The sequence below is a fragment of the Massilia sp. BGA-UO-ETr-WB1 genome (assembly GCF_059567845.1).
In genome coordinates this window covers 701,795-719,079 of sequence record NZ_JCAQOT010000025.1, presented here as the reverse complement: position 1 = coordinate 719,079, position 17,285 = coordinate 701,795, and the positions used below count along the sequence as shown (strand labels likewise).

General features: G+C 66.7%; 18 protein-coding genes. 7 read left to right on the top strand and 11 right to left on the bottom strand.

Annotated features, from left to right (window positions below; all coding sequences use genetic code 11):
* The first annotated feature begins 156 nt into the window (after positions 1 to 156).
* The 6 genes from AC56DV_RS21440 (at position 157) to AC56DV_RS21415 (ending at position 4,665) form a co-directional block, all read left to right on the top strand.
* Entirely contained in the window at positions 157 to 1,023 is an 867-nt protein-coding gene (locus tag AC56DV_RS21440; protein ID WP_496316247.1) for a putative selenate ABC transporter substrate-binding protein, read from the top strand.
* Position 1,024: 1 nt separating this feature from the next.
* Positions 1,025 to 1,855, top strand: coding sequence for a phosphonate ABC transporter ATP-binding protein (locus AC56DV_RS21435; protein ID WP_496316246.1), 831 nt, complete (start codon positions 1,025 to 1,027; stop codon positions 1,853 to 1,855).
* A gap of 7 nt (positions 1,856 to 1,862) precedes the next feature.
* A complete protein-coding gene (locus AC56DV_RS21430; protein WP_496316245.1) occupies positions 1,863 to 2,708 on the top strand; it encodes a PhnE/PtxC family ABC transporter permease in 846 nt (281 codons plus the stop codon).
* Positions 2,705 to 3,505, top strand: coding sequence for a phosphonate ABC transporter, permease protein PhnE (gene phnE, locus AC56DV_RS21425; RefSeq protein WP_496316244.1), 801 nt, complete (start codon positions 2,705 to 2,707; stop codon positions 3,503 to 3,505). Before AC56DV_RS21430 ends, phnE begins: the two co-directional genes overlap by 4 nt.
* Before the next feature lie 21 nt (positions 3,506 to 3,526).
* Positions 3,527 to 4,204 (top strand): ABC transporter ATP-binding protein, encoded by a 678-nt coding sequence (locus AC56DV_RS21420; protein WP_496316243.1) that lies wholly within the window; start codon positions 3,527 to 3,529, stop codon positions 4,202 to 4,204.
* Positions 4,205 to 4,377: 173 nt separating this feature from the next.
* The gene (locus AC56DV_RS21415; protein ID WP_056404796.1) at positions 4,378 to 4,665 is read left to right on the top strand and encodes a hypothetical protein; all 288 of its coding nucleotides are present in this window, start codon (positions 4,378 to 4,380) and stop codon (positions 4,663 to 4,665) included.
* A 114-nt stretch (positions 4,666 to 4,779) separates the two neighbouring features.
* Here AC56DV_RS21415 and AC56DV_RS21410 read toward each other — a convergent pair whose 3' ends face one another.
* The 11 genes from AC56DV_RS21410 to AC56DV_RS21360 all read right to left on the bottom strand — a co-directional run bounded on the left by AC56DV_RS21410 (position 4,780) and on the right by AC56DV_RS21360 (position 16,216).
* On the bottom strand, positions 4,780 to 5,337 hold the full coding sequence (locus tag AC56DV_RS21410; RefSeq protein ID WP_496316242.1) for a TetR/AcrR family transcriptional regulator: 558 nt from the start codon (positions 5,335 to 5,337) through the stop codon (positions 4,780 to 4,782).
* A gap of 27 nt (positions 5,338 to 5,364) precedes the next feature.
* Positions 5,365 to 5,847, bottom strand: coding sequence for a nuclear transport factor 2 family protein (locus tag AC56DV_RS21405; RefSeq protein WP_496316241.1), 483 nt, complete (start codon positions 5,845 to 5,847; stop codon positions 5,365 to 5,367).
* 68 nt (positions 5,848 to 5,915) lie between these two features.
* On the bottom strand, positions 5,916 to 6,407 hold the full coding sequence (locus tag AC56DV_RS21400; protein ID WP_496316240.1) for a molybdopterin-binding protein: 492 nt from the start codon (positions 6,405 to 6,407) through the stop codon (positions 5,916 to 5,918).
* Positions 6,408 to 6,410: 3 nt separating this feature from the next.
* Positions 6,411 to 7,169: a GNAT family N-acetyltransferase gene (locus AC56DV_RS21395; protein WP_496316239.1), complete on the bottom strand. Its 759-nt coding sequence runs from the start codon at positions 7,167 to 7,169 to the stop codon at positions 6,411 to 6,413.
* A gap of 93 nt (positions 7,170 to 7,262) precedes the next feature.
* Entirely contained in the window at positions 7,263 to 7,925 is a 663-nt protein-coding gene (locus AC56DV_RS21390; RefSeq protein WP_496316238.1) for a hypothetical protein, read from the bottom strand.
* Between the two features lie 38 nt (positions 7,926 to 7,963).
* Entirely contained in the window at positions 7,964 to 9,091 is a 1,128-nt protein-coding gene (locus tag AC56DV_RS21385) for a response regulator (protein WP_496316237.1), read from the bottom strand.
* Positions 9,088 to 12,291: a response regulator gene (locus AC56DV_RS21380; RefSeq protein ID WP_496316236.1), complete on the bottom strand. Its 3,204-nt coding sequence runs from the start codon at positions 12,289 to 12,291 to the stop codon at positions 9,088 to 9,090. The genes AC56DV_RS21385 and AC56DV_RS21380 overlap by 4 nt, the downstream gene beginning before the upstream one ends.
* Complete coding sequence (locus AC56DV_RS21375) at positions 12,291 to 13,124, bottom strand: substrate-binding periplasmic protein (RefSeq protein ID WP_496316235.1); 834 nt, start codon at positions 13,122 to 13,124, stop codon at positions 12,291 to 12,293. Before AC56DV_RS21375 ends, AC56DV_RS21380 begins: the two co-directional genes overlap by 1 nt.
* Before the next feature lie 2 nt (positions 13,125 to 13,126).
* The gene (locus AC56DV_RS21370; protein ID WP_496316234.1) at positions 13,127 to 14,581 is read right to left on the bottom strand and encodes a Ppx/GppA phosphatase family protein; all 1,455 of its coding nucleotides are present in this window, start codon (positions 14,579 to 14,581) and stop codon (positions 13,127 to 13,129) included.
* Between the two features lie 159 nt (positions 14,582 to 14,740).
* Positions 14,741 to 15,907: a GGDEF domain-containing protein gene (locus tag AC56DV_RS21365; RefSeq protein ID WP_496316233.1), complete on the bottom strand. Its 1,167-nt coding sequence runs from the start codon at positions 15,905 to 15,907 to the stop codon at positions 14,741 to 14,743.
* 33 nt (positions 15,908 to 15,940) lie between these two features.
* On the bottom strand, positions 15,941 to 16,216 hold the full coding sequence (locus AC56DV_RS21360) for a hypothetical protein (RefSeq protein WP_056404818.1): 276 nt from the start codon (positions 16,214 to 16,216) through the stop codon (positions 15,941 to 15,943).
* Positions 16,217 to 16,365: 149 nt separating this feature from the next.
* On the opposite strand from AC56DV_RS21360, the gene AC56DV_RS21355 reads away from it, so the two are divergent.
* A complete protein-coding gene (locus tag AC56DV_RS21355) occupies positions 16,366 to 17,178 on the top strand; it encodes a spermine/spermidine synthase domain-containing protein (RefSeq protein ID WP_496316232.1) in 813 nt (270 codons plus the stop codon).
* Positions 17,179 to 17,285: the final 107 nt, after the last annotated feature.

Sequence of the window (17,285 nt, the reverse complement as noted above, 5' to 3'; positions counted from 1 at the left end):
GCCTGCTGCCGATGACAGTTTTGCTATCATAGCTGAATATCACGCTTCCAGCGCCGCCGTGCCACAGCCGTGCATTCTTCCGTTAGCTGTTTAACAAAATTAGTGCGCTGCTTAACAAATCAGTGCTTCATTCCTCACATCAAAAGGAAAAAACCCATGAAATTCTCCCCCTTGAACATCGTCAAATCCCTGATGGCCGCCGGCCTGCTGTTCGCCGCCGCGCACGCCCCCGCCCAGCAAGTGCTGCGCGTGTCCGCCATCCCCGACGAAGCGCCGACCGAACTGCAGCGCAAGTTCAAGCCGCTGGGCGAATACCTGGAGAAGAAACTGAACGTGAAAGTCGAATTCACCCCGGTGACCGACTACGCCGCCTCGGTGGAAGGCCTGATCAACCACAAGCTGGACATGGTGTGGTTCGGCGGCTTCACTTTCGTGCAAGCCAAGGACCGCAGCAAAGGCCAGGTGGTGCCGCTGGTGCAGCGCGCCGAGGACGAGAAATTCCGCTCGGTGTTCGTCACCACCAACAAGGCCATCACCAAGCTGGATGACCTGAAAGGCAAGACCCTGAGCTTCGGTTCCGAGTCCTCCACCTCCGGCCACCTGATGCCGCGCTCCTTCCTGCTGGCCGCCAAGATCAACCCGGACACCGACCTGAAACGCGTGGCCTACTCCGGCGCGCACGACGCCACCGTGGCGGCGGTTGCCGGCGGCAAGGTCGATGCGGGTGCGCTGAACATCTCCGTGTGGGAAAAGCTGGTGGCCGAGAAGAAGGTCGATGCCAGCGCCGTGCGCGTGTTCTATACCACCCCGGGCTACTACGACTACAACTGGACCGTGCGCGCCGACATGCCGGCCGAGATGAAAAAGAAGATCACCGAAGCCTTCCTGGCGCTGGACCCGTCCAAGCCCGAAGACAAGGCGATCCTGGACCTGCAGCGCGCCTCCAGGTTCATCCCGACCAAGGCTGAAAACTACACCTCCATCGAAGCGGCCGCAGTCAACGCGGGCCTGCTGAAAAAGTAATATGGCATCTCCTTTGTACCTGCTCGAGCGCCTGACGGTGCGCCATATCGGCGCCGCCAGTGCGCCCGCGCTGCACGCCATCGACCTGGCCATCGCGCCGGGCGAGCAGCTTGCGCTGATCGGCCCTTCGGGCGCTGGCAAGACCACGCTGCTGGCCACGCTGGCGTGCAACCACCAGCCGCAATCGGGCGACGGCGGCCGCTACACGGCCTTCGGCGTCGACCCGTGGACGCTGGACAACGCAGCCCGGCACCGCCTGCGCGCGCGCCTGTTCCTGGCGCCGCAGACACCGCCGCTGCCGCCGCGCCAGCGCGTGGTGACGGCGGTGCTGGCCGCGCGCCTGCCGCACTGGAGCCTGTGGCGCGCACTGCGCTCGCTGGTGAAGCCGGTCGATCCGGAAGCGGCCTACCGCGCGCTGGCCCGCTTCAACCTGGGCGACAAGCTGTATAGCCGCGTGGACCGCCTGTCCGGCGGCGAACGCCAGCGCTGCGGCCTGGCGCGGCTGATGCTGTCGGACGCGCAGGCGCTGCTGGTGGACGAGCCGCTGTCCGCGCTGGACCCGGCGCTGTCGCAGCTGACGCTGGCCACCTTGCAGCAGGAGGCCCGCGAACGCGGCGCCGCGCTGGTGTGCAGCCTGCACCAGGTGGACCTGGCGCTGGCCAATTTCACGCGCATCGTGGCGCTGAAAAAAGGCCGCATTGCCTTCGACCTGCCGCGCGATCAGGTGACCGAAGCGATGATCGCCGAACTGTACCTGGGCGAACAGCCGCCGGCCAATGCGCCTGTGCTGGACAACACGCCCGAAAAGCTGGCCATCGGCGCCTGCCTGTAAAGCCCGTATGCGCAATATTCCCGCTGTCCCCTATTCCGAGCGCCACCCCGACCCCGCCTGGCGCGGCCGGGTGACGCTGACCGTGGTCGCCCTCATCGTGCTGTGGCCGATGGTCGCGGCCAGCGAATTCAAGCCCTCGCTGCTGTTCGACTGGCAAAGCCTGGTGGCCACCGGCCGCTTCCTGGCCGGCTTCGTGCCGCCCGCGCACGACCCCGAGTTCCTGGCCATGCTGCTGCGCGAAACCTGGCTCACCATCGCCATCGCCACCGCCGGCCTGACGCTGGCGCTGATCGGCGCCATCCCCGCCACCCTGCTGGTGACCGAGCGCCTGTCGATCTCGCGCCTGGGCGGCGGCCGCATGGCGCTGCCTTCGCGCCTGCTGCGCCAGGCCGTGCGCTGGCTGCTGATCCTGCTGCGCAGCGTGCCCGAGCTGGTGTGGGCGCTGCTGTTCGTGCGCATCGTCGGCCTGGGGCCGACGGCGGGCGTGCTGGCCATCGCCCTCACCTACTGCGGCATGCTGGGCAAGGTCTACGCCGAAATCCTGGAATCGTCCGAAGCCCACGCGGCGGACACGCTGCTGGCCAACGGCAGCGGCAGGCTGGCCGCGCTGCTGTACGGCGCGCTGCCGGAGGCGGCCTCGGAGCTGGTGTCCTACACCGTGTACCGCTGGGAGTGCGCGATCCGCGGCTCGGTGGTGATGGGCTTCGTCGGCGCGGGCGGCCTGGGCCAGCGCATGGACGAATCGATGAAGATGCTCTCGGGCGGCGAAGTGTCGTCCATGCTGCTGGTGTTCGTGCTGCTGGTGGCGGCCGCCGACCTGGTGTCGAAATACCTGCGCAGGCGGCTCGGATGACGCACGACGCCCTGAACATGCCGGCGCCGCCGGCGCGCTCCTGGTCCGGCTGGCTGATGGCGCTGGCCCTGGCCGTGCTGGTGGCGGCCAGCTTCGCCACCCTGCCGCTCAAATGGTCGGCCCTGTTCAGCGCGGACGCGGTGCGCAGCAGCAGCGAGTTCCTGGCCGGCTTCGCGCCGCCGGAACTGGCGGTGCCCTTCCTGCTCAAGACCGCCAACGCCACGCTGGAAACGCTCGCCATGTCCGCCCTCGGCACCCTGCTGGCGGTGGCCGGCGGCCTGCTGCTGGCGCTGCCCGCAGCGGGCCGCTTCGGCCGCCCCGCGCGCGCCGCCGTGCGCGTGGTGCTCAACGTGCTGCGCTCGGTGCCGGAGCTGGTGTGGGCCTCGATCCTGATGATCGCCGCCGGCCTGGGGCCGTTCGCCGGCACCCTGGCGCTGGCCGCGCACACCGCCGGGGTGCTGGGGCGGCTGTTCGCCGACGCGCTGGAAAACGCCGCGCCGCTGCCCGAGCAAAGCCTGCGCACCAACGGCGCCGCGCCGATGGCCGCCTTCTTCTACGCCACCCTGCCGCAAACGCTGCCGCAGATGCTGTCCTACACCTTGTACCGGTGGGAGAACAATATCCGCGCCGCCGCCATCCTCGGCGTGGTGGGCGCGGGCGGGCTGGGGCAAATGCTGAAATACCATTTGTCGCTGTTCCAGATGCAGGCCGCGGCCACCGTCATCATCGCCATGCTGCTGCTGGTGGCGCTGGTCGATGCCGCCAGCTTCGCCACCCGGCGCGCCCTCACCAGATAAGCGTTACCTGTAAAGGAATCCATGCTCGCCCTGCGCAACCTGTCCAAAACCTACGCCGGCCGCCCCGTGCTGGCCAATCTGAACTGGAACTTCCGCGCCGGCGAGTTTGTGGCCGTCATGGGCGAATCGGGGGTGGGCAAGTCCACCTTGCTGAACCTGATCGCCGGACTGGACCAGCCCGATCCTGCCGCCGAGGCGCCCATCTTGCTCGATGGCGTGGCCATGTCGGCGCTGGACGACGACGCCGCCACCCGGCTGCGGCGCCTGAAAATGGGCTTCATCTTCCAGGCCTTCCACGTGCTGCCGCACCTGACCTTGCTGCAAAACGTGGCCCTGCCGCTGCTGCTGAACGGCCTGCCGCAGCACCGCGCGCTGGAAATGCTGGACGCGGTCGGCCTGCAGGGGCGCGGCGGCGACTATCCGCACCAGCTGTCCGGCGGCCAGCTGCAGCGCGTGGCCATCGCCCGCGCGCTGGTGCACCGGCCCGGCCTGGTGCTGGCCGACGAACCGACCGGCAACCTCGACCCCGACACCGCGCACGGCATACTATTACTGCTGCGCAAGGAAATAAAGTCCAGCGGCGCCTGCACCATCATGGTTACCCATTCGCACGCCGCCGCCGAGATGGCCGACCGTACGCTTGTGCTGACCAGCTCGGGACTGCAAGAAGCAACATCCGTCAACCCGTTTGCGCAATAAACAAGAATTTTTTTTGTCCTAGACCTACCAATAATCTACCGTTGCAGTATCATACATACAACTTGCTTGGTTATTAATAGTTGAGTTGATCCGCCATGTTTACGCCGTTCGGGCGGTAAAACACAAGCCAGGAGACGCCAATCTATCCACGTTTTTTAACTAAGGAGGAAAAAATGAGCGTGCGGCAAAAAAAACTGGAACTGATCGAAGCAATGAATCGAGCCAGGGCGTTAGAACCCTCCAGCTTTGTCCCCAACAAGCTGCTCGATACGCTGATTGAGAAAATGCACCTCAAAAATGACGCCGAACTGTGCCGCGTCCTCGAAGTGCAGCCTCCCATTATCAGCAAAATCCGCCATCGAAAGCTGGCGGTGGGAGCGACCATCTTGCTTCGCATGCACGAGAAATCGGAATTGAGCATCCGCGAGCTGAAAGACTTATCGACTGCCTCGATGCACTGACTAAGCTCCCAGTCGTGCAATGCCAGGCGCCGGCATCGCGGTCACCGGCGCCAACCAACAGCCCAAGCCCCGCTGTTACCCCTCCTTGTTGCCCATCCCAATTTTCTTGCTCACTCAATTGCTCAGCCGCATGCGCAGGCGTTGTGTCGTGGTAACGAACACGTCCGGCCGGTCGAACGCGCGCGCCAGCACCAGCGCGCCCTGGATGCCGCCCACCACTTCCTCGGCCAGCGCCGCCGCCTCGCTGCCGCTTTTGCCGGTGCGCACCAGCGCGCTGGCCAGCGCGTCTATCCAGGCGGCAAAGTAGTCGCGCACCTTGATGGCGAAGCGGTCGCGCTCGTTGCCCAGCGCGAACACGCCCACCAGGCATACCTTGCGGCCGGACTGGAAATAGCGTTCCACCTGGTCGAACATGTGGACGATGCCGCCGGCCGGGTCGGCGCTCTCATGCAATGGCTCGAACACGTGCAGGCGGAACCAGGCGTCGATCTCGCCCAGCACGGCGTCCGCCATTTCCTCCTTGCCGCCGGGAAAGAAGTTATAGATGCTGCCCTTCCCCAGCCGCGTGCCTTCGGTAATCCGGGCCAGGCTGGCCCCTTCAAAACCGTAAGCGCGGAACACTTCCGCCAGCAGCGGCACCACGTCGGCCCGCTCTGCGATCACTCTTGCCATTGCATACTTTCTCAACTAAAAAAACGCTCAAAAACCCAGTTCGGTCAGGCCGGGATGGTCGGCCGGGCGCGGGCCGCCGGCATCCCAGAACAGCTTGCGCTCGGACTCCCTGATCGGCGTTTCGTTGATGCTGGCGTGACGGTGGTGCATCAGGCCGTGCTCGTCGAATTCCCAGTTCTCGTTGCCGTAGGCGCGGAACCACTGGCCGGAGTCGTCATGGTATTCGTAGGCGAAGCGTACCGCAATGCGGGCGCCGTCATGGGCCCACAATTCCTTCACCAGACGGTAGTCCAGTTCGCGCGTCCACTTGCGCTTGAGCAGACCGACGATGGCGGCGCGGCCCTGGACGAATTCGCCCCGGTTGCGCCACCAGCTGTCTTCGGTGTAGGCCAGCGCGACTTTTTCGGCGTCGCGGGTGTTCCAGCCGTTTTCGGCCAGGCGGACTTTTTCAATGGCGCTTTCGCGCGTGAACGGCGGCAGCGGCGGACGGGGCGAGGTGGGATTGGACATGATAGGACCTTTCAGTTGTTCCGAACGGTACAACATGTACCGTTCAGTACAATCACTATAATCCGTGCTCAGGCCGGCTGCAAGCTATTTTTTCGCGGCGGGATGGCAAGCTGCGCGCTGATGATGCGGTCCCACGCCAGCGCGCAGGCGCCCACCACGCCGGGCAGGCAGAAGATCAGGGTGCCGTTGGCGTAGCCCGCCAGCGCGCGCGATTGCACGATGGTGCTGCCGACGGCGCTGTAGGCCAGGTGCTGCAGCAGGTCGCCGAAGCCGCGTATTTCCTGCTCCAGCAAACCGGCCGCCGCCTCCGGCACGGCGTTGCGCCGCACGAAGCCGCTGCCGCCGGAGCTGAGCACCACCTGGATCTCGGGGTCGGCGATGCAGTCGCTCAGCATGCGGCGCACTTCGCCCACGTCGTCGCCCATGCAGACGCGCCGCACCACGCTGTGGCCGGCCGCTTCCGCGCGCGCGGCCAGCAACTCCCCCGCCCCGTCCCGCCCCGCGCCGTGCGGGCTGCTCACGCTGAGCACCGCGCAGCGCAGGCTGACTGCTTCAGGCACGCGTCAGCCTTCCACGCCGTAGTGGCGGGCGTAGCGGCTGTCCAGGTTAGCCAGCGGCATCAGCAGGAACAGGTCGGCGCTTTCAAAATCAGGATCCCAGGCCGGTTCGCCGCAAATCCACGCGCCCGAACGCATATAGCCCTTGAGCAGCGGCGGCACTTGCGGGTGTTGCGCCGCTTCGAGCTTGCTGTACGGGAAAGGCAGGTGGGGCGTGACGCGGTATTCCGCCGGCGCCATGTGGCGGGCGGACAGCGAGTTGTACACGGCCACCGCGTTGTGGCCGCCGTCCGCCAGGCTGATGCTGGCGCAGCCGGCCAGGAAGTCGCAGCGTTCGCGGCGCATGTATTCGGCCAGGCCGGACCACAGCAGCATGATGACGCTGCCGCCGCGGTAGTCAGGGTGGATGCAGGCGCGGCCCGCTTCCACGATGCGGTTGCGCACGTTGTTCAGGCGGCTGAGGTCGAATTCGTTCTCGGAGTAGACGCGGCCCAGCTTGTGGGCGCGCGCGGCGCTCAGCAGGCGGTAGGTGCCGACCACGCTCAGGGTATTGGTGTCGCGCACGATCAGGTGATCGCAGTGTTCGTCGAACTCGTCGCTGTCCAACCCGTCTTCGCTGGCCAGCGCGGTCAGGCCCATCGTCTCGATGAAGACCTTGTAGCGCAGGCGCTGCACTTCGCGCAGTTCCTCAGGCGTGCTGGCCATGCTGAGCGACAGCTTGGCGGAGGAAGTGCGGACTTCCGTCTGTAAGATAGGCTGTTGCATGCTTCGTCCTTGTGAGTTGAGACGAAGCAAGCGTAGCCCGGGAATACTTCAGGACCGTGACAAAGTCATGTCACTTTGGTTACATACAACGGCTCAGGCCTTTTTCGGACGGCCGGTCTTGAGCTGAGGCAACGAGCCCAGCACGCCCTTCAGCGTGGCGATGTCGGTCTTGCTGATCAGGGCGACGCCGACCCGCAGCAGCTCGCTCTTTTTGATCTCGAAACCGGCTTTCAGGGCGGCTTTTTTCACCTGGCCCAGCACGGCGTATTCGGCTTCCGGCATGGTGAAGCTGTCGCGCACCAGTTTATCCTTGCGGGCTTTTTCCTTGACGGCGACAACAGGCTGGGCGGCGGCCTTGGCTTTAGGAGCGGTTTTGGTTGCAGCCTTGGCAGCTGCCTTAGGGGCGGCTTTGACGGCGGCTTTCGGGGCGGCCGGCTTGGCGGCGGCTTTTGGCGCAGCGGCCTTTGGAGCGGCTTTCGCAGCCGCTTTTGGCGCGGCGGCTTTGGCTGCGGCGGCTTTCGGGGCGGCCTTAGGTACGGCTTTAAGTGCCGCTGCCTTCGGTGCGGCTTTCGGCGCTGCGGCTTTCACTGCGCCAGTCTTTGGCGCGGCCACTTTCGCTGCGGCGGCACGCGGGGCGGCCTGCTTGGCGCCATTGACCTTCGGTGCGGCGGCTTTGGAGGCCACTTCTTTAGGTGCGGCTTCCTTGAGTGCGGAAGGCTGTACGGCTGCTTGGACGGTGGTATCGGTCTTGTTCATTTTAGCTCCAGAATTTTCAACAATATAAACAATATATACTATTTTTTCGCATCCTGCTCATCTACAACATCTTCCGCGTCCCGGAACCTGCTGGCGATCTCCGCGAAAACGGGCTCGATCTCGAGGAAAGCGTCCAGGATATCCGGGTCGAAATGCGTGCCGCGCCCGTCCCGCATCACGGCCACCGCCTCCGCGTGGCTGAACGGCGGCTTGTAGATGCGCTTGGAAATCAGCGCGTCATACACGTCCGCCACCGCCATCAGCCGCGCCGACAAGGGAATCGCCTCCCCCGCCAGCTTTTCCGGGTAGCCGGAACCGTCCCACTTTTCCTGGTGCGAATGGGCGATTTCGCGGGCATAGGTGAGGAAGCCGTTGCTGCCGCCGATGTACTCCTCCACCTGGCGTATCGTGTCGCGCCCGCGCACGGCGTGCAGCTTCATGATTTCGAACTCCTCCTTATCCAGCTTGCCCGGCTTGAGCAGGATGCTGTCCGGCATGCCGACCTTGCCGATGTCGTGCAGCGGCGCGGACTTGTACAGCAGTGTGATGTTCTCGTCCGTCAGTTCGGCGGCGAAGCGCGGGTGGCTTTGCAGCTTGCGCGCCAGCGCGGCCACGTAATTCTGCGTGCGGCGGATATGGTTGCCGGTTTCGTTGTCGCGCGTTTCGGCCATGGTGGCCATGGCCATGATGGTGGCGTCCTGCATCAGCGAGAGCTGGCCCGTACGCTCCTGCACCAGGCTTTCCAGGTTGCTGTTTTCTGTCTTCAGCGTCTGGCTGGCGGCGCGCAGCTTCAAATGGGTGGCCACGCGCGCGAACAGGATGGGCGGGCTGATAGGCTTGGTCAGGTAGTCGACCGCGCCGAGGCGCAGGCCGAGCGCTTCGTCCTCGGGCTGGCTCCTGGCAGTCAGGAACAGCACCGGGATGTCGGCGCTGGCCGGGTTCTGCTTGAGGCGGCGGCAGGTTTCGTAGCCGTCCATGCCCGGCATCATCACGTCCAGCAGCACCAGGTCGACCGTGGAGGTTTCCACGATCTGCAGCGCGGTGGCGCCGTCCTTGGCGACCTTGGTGTTGTATTTGTCCTTCAGCAGCATGGACAGCAGCGTAATGTTGTCCGGCGTATCGTCGACGATCAGGATGGTTTGGCGGGTGGTCTGTTTGGTGTTCATGCAGGGTCCAGTTGTTGGATGACGGCGGCCAGGAGCTGGTTGGCGGCGGCAAAGTCGTAGTGTGCCATGTGTGCGGCCAGGCGGTCCATCGTGGCCGATGACAGTAGCGTGGCCAGGGCCGGCCGGGCGCTGCCGAAATAGTCGGAGCTGTCGCCGTTGAATTCGGCGAGCAGGGTTTGAAGTTTGCGCAGGGCGTGGATGGCGTCCATGGTGTCCATGGCGTCCTGCCCGGCGGCAGCGTCCCCGGGGCTGGCCGCCGGGGTGAGCGGGGCGGACAGGAAGTGGCGGTCCAGGGCGAGGATGACGCTGGCCAGCGCGCGCTCCAGGGCTGCCAGCAAGGGGCCGGAGGCAAGCGGGCCGGGTTCGGCGGCGGGCGCGAGGGAGGTCTCGAGATCGCGGGCGGCGCGCTCGATGGCTGTTGCGCCCAGGTTGCCCGCAACGCCGCGCAGGCTGTGGGCGATGGCGCCCGCCTCCACCTTGTCGCCCCGCGCCAGGGCGGCGTGCAGGCCGGCGGCAGCGCCGCGCTGGGCCTGACGGAAGCTGTCCAGCAGCTGCAGGTACAGCGCGGCATTGCCTGCCACGTGGTACAGGCCGCGCCTGGTGTCCACGCCGTCCAGCGATGGCACTTCCTGGCGTACACCCTCCCCCAAGGCGCCGTCTGCGCCGGCGGCCTGGTAGCGCTGGGCGGCGCCGGGCGCCAGGGTGGGTTCGGGCGACGGCATCTGCGTCGGCGCCAGGCGGGCAATGCCCAGCCAGCGCGCCAGCACGGCGTACAGCCGGTCCGGCTCGATAGGCTTGGTGACGTAGTCCTGCATGCCTTCGGCCAGGCAGCGCTCGCGGATGTCCGGCAGCGCGTGCGCCGTCATGGCCACCACCGGCACCGCGTCGAAAGCCTTGTCCCGGCGCAGCAGTTGGGTGGCCGCGTGGCCGTCCAGCAGCGGCATTTCCAGGTCCATCAGCACCATGGCGTAGGCCTCCGGCCCGCCCTCGCGCAGCATCTCCAGCGCCTGCTCGCCGTTGTTGGCCATGTCCACGCAGATGCCCAGCGTCGCCATCAGCTCCGCGCCGATCTGCTGGTTCACCGCGTTGTCCTCCACCAGCAGCACGCGCGCGGCGTAGCGCTGTCCCGGCACCGCCTCGCTCTCGGTCTGCTCCGCCTGGCGCCTTGGGCCGATGCGGCGCGGCAGCTCCGAGCGCCGCTCGGCGCCGCGCTGCTTGAAACCCGGCGCCAGCAGCGTCACCAGCGTGTCCACCAGCGCCGACTGCCCGATAGGCTTGAACAGGAATCCGATCACGCCGGCCGCCTCGGCCTCCGGCTGCACTTCCTCGCGTCCGAACGCCGTCACCAGCACCATGCCGGGACGCGCGCGCAGCGCGCCGTCCTGCTGCACGCGGCGCGACAGTTCGATGCCGCCCATGTCCGGCATCTGCCAGTCGCTCAGCACCAGCCGGTACGGGTCGCCGGCGCTGTCGGCCGCCGCAATGCTGGCCAGCGCCTCGGCGCCGGTGGCGGCCGTGTCGGTGCGCAGCGGCAGCGCGCGCAGGGCCTCGGCCAGGATCTCCAGCGCCACCGGGCTGTCGTCCACCAGCAGCAGGCGCACGCCGTTCAGCGCGGCCGGCACCACCACGGCGCGCTCGCCGTGCCCGGTAAGCTCGAACTCCAGGTCGAAGCGGAACACCGAACCGCGGTTCGGCGCGCTCTCCACCGTGATCTCGCCCCCCATCAGTTCCACCAACTGCTGCGAAATCGACAGCCCCAGGCCGGTGCCGCCGTACTCGCGCGTGGTGGAGCCGTTGGCCTGGCTGAAAGCCTGGAACAGCTTGCCCATCTGCTCCTGCGTCATGCCGATGCCGGTGTCGCGCACCGAGAAGCGCAGCAGCGCCGTACGCCCCGTGCTGCAAGCATCGCCGGCATGCGGTTGGTCGAGCCGGGTGCAGGTCATTTCCAGCTCGCCGGCCGGGGTGAACTTGACCGCGTTGTTGACCAGGTTGATCAACACCTGCTCCAGCCGCAGCGGGTCGCCCACCAGGTGGCGCGGGATGGACGGCGGCACGTGGAACAGGTATTCCAGCTGCTTGTCCGCCGCGCTCTGGCTGGTGACGCTGGCCACATTGGCCAGCACGTCGTCCAGGAAGAACGGCACCTGCTCCACTTCCAGCCGGCCGGCCTCGATCTTGGAAAAATCCAGGATGTCGTTGATGATGGCCAGCAGCGACATGGCGGCGCGGTGGATCTTGTTCACGTAGTCGTGCTGCTTGGGCGTGAGGCCGGTGCGCAGCGCCAGGTAGGCCATGCCGATGATGGCGCTCATCGGGGTGCGGATCTCGTGGCTCATATTGGCCAGGAATTCGGACTTGGCCACGTTGGCCGCTTCCGCCAGTTCATTCGCCTTCACCAGCTGCTTCTGGCTGTCGCTGGCCAGCTGCGCGGTGCGGGTCAGCTCCGCCGTGCGCTCGGCGATCTTGTGCTCCAGGTGGCTGTTCAGCTCCCGCAGCTCGTGCTCCGCCTGGCCCAGCCGGGTCAACGTATCGCGGAAACTGTGCACCGCCTTGGACAACCGCCCCACCTGGTCGGCCCGCCCGATGCCGGACAGCCGGATGTCGACATCGCCCTCGGTGAGCTTTTCAAGCGCTTTCTGGATGTCGGTGAAGGGCTGGCTCACCTTGCGCCCCACCAGCAGGATGGAGATCACGATGGCCAGCGCCAGCAGCAGGTTGGCCACCATGGTGTGGGTGATCTGGCGCCGCAGTTGCAGGTCCACCTGCTGGCGCGAGAACGACAGCTCCAGCATGCCGACCGGGAAGCTGCGCTTGCCGTCCTGGTATTCCACGGCGCGGCGCACGGTGATGGCGTCGGCCGCGGGATCGCCGCCGGCACGGTCGGCGCGGAAACTAGCCAGTTGCTCGCCGGTGGGGGCCAGCACGCGCAGCACCAGCACTTCCGGCGTGGCCTGCATGGCGTCCACCACGCTGGCCACGGCGGCACTGTTGATGTCGAACAGCGGGCGTGCCAGGGTTTGCGCCAGCACGCTGGCAAGGTGGTCGGCGCGCTGGCGCAGCTGCTGCTCCGCTTCGGCGCGCAGCGTGTGGGTTGCGTAGGTGGTGTAGACCGCCGTGGTCAGCGCCACAGCCAGCAATATGCCCGCCGCAAGCCGCAGCAGGATGTCTTCGCGCCAGGCCTTGAGCAGGCGCTGGCGCATCAGCTGCCCCCGCCTTCCAGCGCCGCCCGTTCGAGCTTCTTGTAGGCCGGACTGCTGCGCACCTGCGCCATGGCGCTCCAGATGCGCTGCGCCAGTTCCGGCCGCCGCCCGGCCATGCTGTGCGACAGCACCAGGAAGTACGGTTTTTCGATCAGCGGCAGCGGCAGCACTTCCAGCTGCGCCGCCATCGGGCCGCGCATGACGGCGGCGGCGTCGCTGCCGCCCATGGCGGCCGCGCCCAGCCTGCCTGCGATCAGCTTGCGCGCCAGTTCGTCGGCGCGCTGGCTGCCTTCGTCCACTTCCACCTGCAAGCCGCGCAGCACGTCGCCCACCGAATAGCCGAGCTGAAAGCCGACCGGCCCGTCCAGCTTGCGCAAGGCCTTGCCGTCCCACTCCACCGCGCTGCCCTTGCGGCGCAACAGCATGTAGCGGTCCACGTGCATGCGCTTGGCGCTGTCGGCGCCGGCGTCGGCACTGGCACCGGCGCCGCCGGGAAACACCCCCAGAGCGCGCCGTTCCGGCATGTAGCTGACGGCGAAGGCGCCGTCATAGGCGTTGGCCTGCAACTGCGCCAGGCAGCGCTTCCAGGGCATGCTATGGAAATCGAAACGGATATTGAGGCGCTGCTCCACCATGTGCAGCAGCTCGAAATTGAGGCCGCCCTGCTGCTCCGTGCGCCAGGGCGCGACATTGGCGCGCTCGAAGCACAGGGAGACGGTTTCCACCGGCGCGGCGCCGGCCGGCGCCGCCGCGCCCGCCACGCCCATACCCATGGCCTGCAGGCCGCAGCCCAGCACCGCCAGAGAGAGCAAGGCCCGAGAGCGGCGCGCCATGGTCAGGCGTTGGCCCGTATGCTGAAGTCCACACCCACCTCATCCCACAGTTCCTGCTCCTTTTCCATCCAGTAGGACACCGTGGGATGGTCCGCCACCCACTCGCGCCGCATTTCCAGCTCAATCCGGTTTTTCATGCGCAGCTTCAGCTCCGTGAAATCGATCTCTATGCGCGAGTGCATGAACAGGATGGCCAGGCGCAGCGCCACCACCGCCTTGGCGAAATCGCTGTCGGTGAGCGCGTCGCCCACCTTGCGCAAGTTGCCCTTCTGCGCCACGATCAGGCGGCCCATGGTTTTCTGCTCGCGCGTGGTGAAGCCCGGCAGGTCGGCATTCTCCACCATGTAACAGGCGTGCTTGTGGTAACCGGTCTGCGACACGGCCATGCCCACCTCGTGCAGCAGCGCGCTCCAGGACAGCAGGCGCGTGTAGTTGTCGGTGAGCGGCTTCATTTGCGCATACAGCACGGCGGCGTACTCGGCCACGCGGTTGGCGCGGCCCTCGTCGACCTGGAATTTCTGCAGGAAGGCGCGCACCGACTGGTCGCGGCGGTCGCGCTTGGTGGAACGCAGCTGCAAGTCCCACATCACGCCCACCCGCAGGCCGGCCTCGATCGGCGTCAGCGTGGCGATGCCCAGCTCGTGCACCAACGCGATCAGCACCGCCAGGCCGCCGATGATGGTGCTGGCGCGGTCCGGGCGCAGGCCCGGCATGTCGATCCTGCTCACGTGGCCGGCGGCGATGAAGCGCTTCTTCAGCGCATCCAGGCTGACCGCCGTCACGCCGTTGCCCAGCTTGTTTTTCTCGATGATCTCGGCGATGGCGCGGATGGTGCCGGACGAGCCGTAGCACTTTTTCCAGTATTCGGGATGGTACGGCGGTGCCGCGTCCTCGAAATGGCTGCGCGCCGACAGGATGGCGGCCTCGAACGACGGCCCGTCCACCCGGCCGCCGACAAAGAACGACAGGCTTTGCTTGACGCTGCCGATGGAGAACGACTCCACCCGCTCGATGTCGCTGCCGCGCCCCAGTATCAGCTCGGTGGAGCCGCCGCCGATGTCGATCACCAGGCGCCGCTCGCCGGGCAGGTTGAGCGCGTTGGACACGCCCATGTAGATCAGCCGCCCCTCTTCCTCGCCGGAGATGATTTCGATGGGGTGGCCGATGGCCTGTTCGGCGGCCGGCAGGAAGGCGGCCGAGTTGCGCGCCAGCCGCATGGTGGAGGTGGCCACCACCCGCACCGCTTCCAGGTCGTAGCCCGCCAGCACCTGGCGGAAATTCTTCAGGCAGCCGAGGGCGGACTGCATGGCAGCCTCGGTCAGGTTGCCGGAGGCGTCCAGGCCGGCCGCCAGCCGGATCGGCTCGCGCGCCGTTTTGACGACGCGGATTTCGTCGCCGTCATGCTTGCCGATGGCAAGCCTAAAACTATTGGAACCCAGGTCTACCGCTGCGTACATGCTACTTGCTCCAGGTGTGGGTCCGAGTATTGATTCCAGCATCGATTTATACTGTTTATATGAAAATGCTACCACAGTACGGCCCGATTGTGACGCGATGATGACAGCCTGTCCAGTGCGCGCGGCTAAGGCACGACACCAAGCCGCAACACTGCGCGGCTACACTTCCTCCGCGATGGTCACGTCCGGCGCTTCCACCACCTTGTTGGCGCCTTGCAGCATGGCCTGCTGCAAGGCGCCGTCGGCGCGCTTGAACAGGGTCACCGTGCTGTCGTCGGCGCGGATGGTGGTTACGCCCATGCTGGCGCTCAGGCTGATCATGGCCTTGTCGGCGCGCACCGGCTGGCCGGCGATGGCGGCGCGGATGCGCTCGGCCACCATGGCCGCGTCCTGCTGCGAGGTGCGCGGCAGCTGGATGGCGAACTCGGCGCCGCCCAGGCGGCCCATCAGGTCGCTGTCGCGCAGCTGTTTCTTGCAGATCTCGACCATGGCTTTCAGCACCACGTCGCCCACCGTGTGGCCGTAGCTGTCGTTGACGCGCTTGAACTGGTCCATATTCAGGATGATCAGCGCGGTCGGCAGGCCGGGGCGGCGCGCCAGCGCCATCCACGGCGCCAGCGCCTGGTAGAAGCCGCGCCGGTTCGGCACGTCCGTCAGCGGGTCGATCACCTCCAGGCGCGCCAGCTCCAGCTGCAGCTTTTCGCGCGACAGCAGCAGGTAGCCGAAGGCATTGGTCAGCATCATCAGGTACAGCGCGCCGAAACCCACGCCCTGCAGCACCAGCGGCCCCACCCAGGACCAGCCCTCGGGATAAGTGGCGGCCAGCACGCCGCGCCCGGCCACCAGCGCGCTCAGGCCCGCCATGGCGACCACCAGGTAGCGCCGCAGCATGCTGCCGCCGCGCCAGGCCACGGCCAGCGCGGCCACGCCGGACAGGAAGAAGCCGCTGACGATCAGGAAGCCGGCGGCCGCGCGCGCGCCCGGCTCCACTTCCAGGAAGTGGCAGGCCAGATAGACGAAGGAGGCACCGGCCAGCGCCGGCAGCAGCAGGCGGCGCCAGCCCGGCCGGCCGGCCGCCTCCCACAGCGCGCCCGCGTCCAGCGCCATGCCGGCGAACAGCAGCACATTGGCCAGCGGGCCGGTGAGCATGTCCGGCAGCACGCCGCGGAAGTACAGCAGGAACCAGGCCGCCGCCTGCAATTGCTTGGCGACCGCCCAGGTGGACAGGCTGAGGGACTTCTTGCTTTCGTACTCGAAAAAGAACAGCGCCGCGCACAGGCTCAGATTGCCCAGCGCCAGCGCCAGTACCAGGGTTTTTATATCCATGTCGGGGACACCGGGCCGCGCCTGCGGCCCTGCTTAAACTTCGTGTTCGACGTTGGTGCTGCCGTCGCCGATCTTGCTGGCCCAGGCCTTGGAGAAGAATTCCTTCTCGTCCTCGGTCGGCGCGTCGTGCCAGAACACGATCAGGGTGCCCTTGTGGTCATGGATCTGGGTGAATTTCTCGATGAAGCTGGATTTGCCGGCCATGTCGGCCAGCGCCGCCACGTAGCCATAAACGCGGCCCAGCCGCTCGATGCGGTCCGGCTCGGTGAAGCTGTTTGTGGCGGTAATGGTCGGGTGATCTAAAAACATGGTGTGCTCTCTCCACGGTGGCCGCTGCCTATGTCGGCAATGTACCTATAAATAGTGTGCGTGTAAATGAATATGCGCGGCCGCATGCTCTCCGCTACAATCCCACGAGCTTATCAGAACTTAACGGTTGACAACAAGGCCAGCAAGCCATGCCCGCCACTCTGCACCACAGCGCCGCAACAGAGCCGGCAGCCCCGCCGCGCGTGAGCACGCGCGGCGGCCTGCGCACGCTGGAATTCCAGCCCGGCATGGTGCAAAGCGAGATGAACCTGGCCGATCCCGACCAGCTGGTGCTCAGCTATGCGCGCGCCATGATGTGCTTCGTGCTGTTCCAGCCGCGCCCGGCCCACATTGTCATGGTCGGCCTGGGCGGCGGTTCGCTGGCCAAATTCTGCTACCGCTACCTGCCGCACAGCCGCATCACGGTGCTGGAACTGCGGGCCGACGTGATCGCGCTGCGCGAGCAGTTCGCCATCCCGCCGGACGATGAGCGCTTCCGCGTCATCCACGCCGACGCCAGCCGATACATGGCCAGCCTGCGCGGCGCCGCCGACGTGCTGCTGGTGGACGGTTTCGACGAGGACGGCCTGCCGCCCGCGCTGGGCAGCGCCGCCTTCTACGCCGACTGCCGCCGCGCGCTGCGCCCGGGCGGCGTGCTGGTGGCCAATGTGTTCAGCTACGACCCGCAGTATCCGGCCGTGCTGCGCCGCCTGCGCGCCTGCTTCCAGCAGCGCGTGGGCAGCTTCCATGGTATTGCCGGCAACAACCGCCTGCTGTTCGCCATCAAGGCCGGCGGCGGCCCGGGCGGCGGCGCCACGCCGGCCCAGCGCGCCCTGCAGCGGGCGGCGCACCGGCGCGGCCCCGCCTGGGGCCTGGCGCACCGCTTGCTGGCGCACTGGACCGTGTTCCGGCTGCGCTGGCTGCGGGCCGGCCGGGGCGCGCCGGACATATTGCCAAAATGAAATAATTGTTGTAGTTTGGAATTATTTTTGTCCAAGATTATGCCAAACGGCAAGATTTGTGACACACTAGTGGCGGCCCCATCCCCGCCGATTTCACCGTACAGGAA

Excerpts from the sequence above, each read along its gene's own strand:
- AC56DV_RS21415 (WP_056404796.1), top strand. The coding sequence starts at position 4,378 with ATGAGCGTGCGGCAAAAAAAACTGGAACTGATCGAAGCAATGAATCGA.
- AC56DV_RS21385 (WP_496316237.1), bottom strand. The coding sequence starts at position 9,091 with ATGAACACCAAACAGACCACCCGCCAAACCATCCTGATCGTCGACGAT.
- AC56DV_RS21370 (WP_496316234.1), bottom strand. The coding sequence starts at position 14,581 with ATGTACGCAGCGGTAGACCTGGGTTCCAATAGTTTTAGGCTTGCCATC.
- AC56DV_RS21440 (WP_496316247.1), top strand. The coding sequence starts at position 157 with ATGAAATTCTCCCCCTTGAACATCGTCAAATCCCTGATGGCCGCCGGC.
- AC56DV_RS21390 (WP_496316238.1), bottom strand. The coding sequence starts at position 7,925 with ATGAACAAGACCGATACCACCGTCCAAGCAGCCGTACAGCCTTCCGCA.
- AC56DV_RS21435 (WP_496316246.1), top strand. The coding sequence starts at position 1,025 with ATGGCATCTCCTTTGTACCTGCTCGAGCGCCTGACGGTGCGCCATATC.
- AC56DV_RS21365 (WP_496316233.1), bottom strand. The coding sequence starts at position 15,907 with ATGGATATAAAAACCCTGGTACTGGCGCTGGCGCTGGGCAATCTGAGC.
- AC56DV_RS21430 (WP_496316245.1), top strand. The coding sequence starts at position 1,863 with ATGCGCAATATTCCCGCTGTCCCCTATTCCGAGCGCCACCCCGACCCC.
- AC56DV_RS21380 (WP_496316236.1), bottom strand. The coding sequence starts at position 12,291 with ATGCGCCAGCGCCTGCTCAAGGCCTGGCGCGAAGACATCCTGCTGCGG.
- AC56DV_RS21405 (WP_496316241.1), bottom strand. The coding sequence starts at position 5,847 with ATGTCCAATCCCACCTCGCCCCGTCCGCCGCTGCCGCCGTTCACGCGC.
- AC56DV_RS21360 (WP_056404818.1), bottom strand. The coding sequence starts at position 16,216 with ATGTTTTTAGATCACCCGACCATTACCGCCACAAACAGCTTCACCGAG.
- AC56DV_RS21355 (WP_496316232.1), top strand. The coding sequence starts at position 16,366 with ATGCCCGCCACTCTGCACCACAGCGCCGCAACAGAGCCGGCAGCCCCG.
- AC56DV_RS21375 (WP_496316235.1), bottom strand. The coding sequence starts at position 13,124 with ATGGCGCGCCGCTCTCGGGCCTTGCTCTCTCTGGCGGTGCTGGGCTGC.
- AC56DV_RS21420 (WP_496316243.1), top strand. The coding sequence starts at position 3,527 with ATGCTCGCCCTGCGCAACCTGTCCAAAACCTACGCCGGCCGCCCCGTG.
- phnE (WP_496316244.1), top strand. The coding sequence starts at position 2,705 with ATGACGCACGACGCCCTGAACATGCCGGCGCCGCCGGCGCGCTCCTGG.
- AC56DV_RS21395 (WP_496316239.1), bottom strand. The coding sequence starts at position 7,169 with ATGCAACAGCCTATCTTACAGACGGAAGTCCGCACTTCCTCCGCCAAG.
- AC56DV_RS21410 (WP_496316242.1), bottom strand. The coding sequence starts at position 5,337 with ATGGCAAGAGTGATCGCAGAGCGGGCCGACGTGGTGCCGCTGCTGGCG.